At 66.8% G+C, this 847-nt stretch carries 1 protein-coding gene; it reads left to right on the plus strand.

Features of this window, described 5'->3' with window-relative positions; translation table 11 throughout:
* Positions 1 to 76: 76 nt before the first annotated feature.
* Positions 77 to 847 (plus strand): IS5 family transposase gene (locus tag E6R62_RS37565; RefSeq protein WP_240802137.1). Its coding sequence is split into 2 segments (ribosomal slippage), with 769 coding nucleotides annotated over them: positions 77 to 394 and positions 397 to 847; the frame shifts between segments, so codons are not numbered across the junction. This gene is flagged as partial in the annotation.

Here is an 847-nt window from a genome sequence, read left to right on the forward strand (position 1 = left end):
AGAGCTCGTAACAGGATCTTGTTGAGATGCCCTGGTCGGGCGTAACCGGTGTGATGATTCGGCCGTTCGTGAGTGTGTGAGCACTCGGCCTTGGATCGTGGACGACGACTTGTGGGCACTGATCGAGCCGCTGCTGCCGCCCTGGCCGACGAGGTCGCCAGGGCCGCGGCCGGTGGCAGACCGGTTGTGTCTGCAGGGCATTCTGTACGTCCTGCACAACGACATCGCCTGGCAACTCCTGCCACCTGAGCTGGGCTTCGGCTCTGGGCAAACCTGTTGGCGGCGCCTGGAGCGGTGGCAACAGGTCGGAGTCTTCGACCAACTGCACCACATCCTGCTCGCCGAGCTGAACGCGGCCGGCCGGCTCGACTGGTCGAGGGCGTGCGTGGATGGCTCCCACATCCGCGCGAAAAAGGGGGAGCCGACACCGGTCCGTCGCCGGTCGACCGGAGGAAGACAGGCAGCAAACACCACCTGATCTGCGACGGACGCGGCACCCCGCTCAAGGTCATCACCACCGCGGCCAACGTCAACGACATCACCCAGACCCTCGCCCTGGTCGACGGCATCCCGCCGGTGGCAGGCCGCCCCGGCCGGCCCCGCCGACGTCCCGAGGCTCTGCTCGGGGACAAGGGATACGACTCCAACCCCAACCGCGATGAACTGCGCAAACGCCGGATCCTGCCCGTCATCTCCCGCAAGGGCGCCCCGAACATCAAGGGCATGGGCAAGCTCCGCTACGTCGTCGAGCAGACCTTCGCCCTGCTCCACCAGTTCAAACGACTCGCCGTCCGCTGGGAACGCCGCACCGAACTCCACGACGCCTTCGTCTCCCTCGCCTGCAGCC

This window comes from Streptomyces sp. A1136 (assembly GCF_004795055.1).
Classification (GTDB): domain Bacteria; phylum Actinomycetota; class Actinomycetes; order Streptomycetales; family Streptomycetaceae; genus Streptomyces.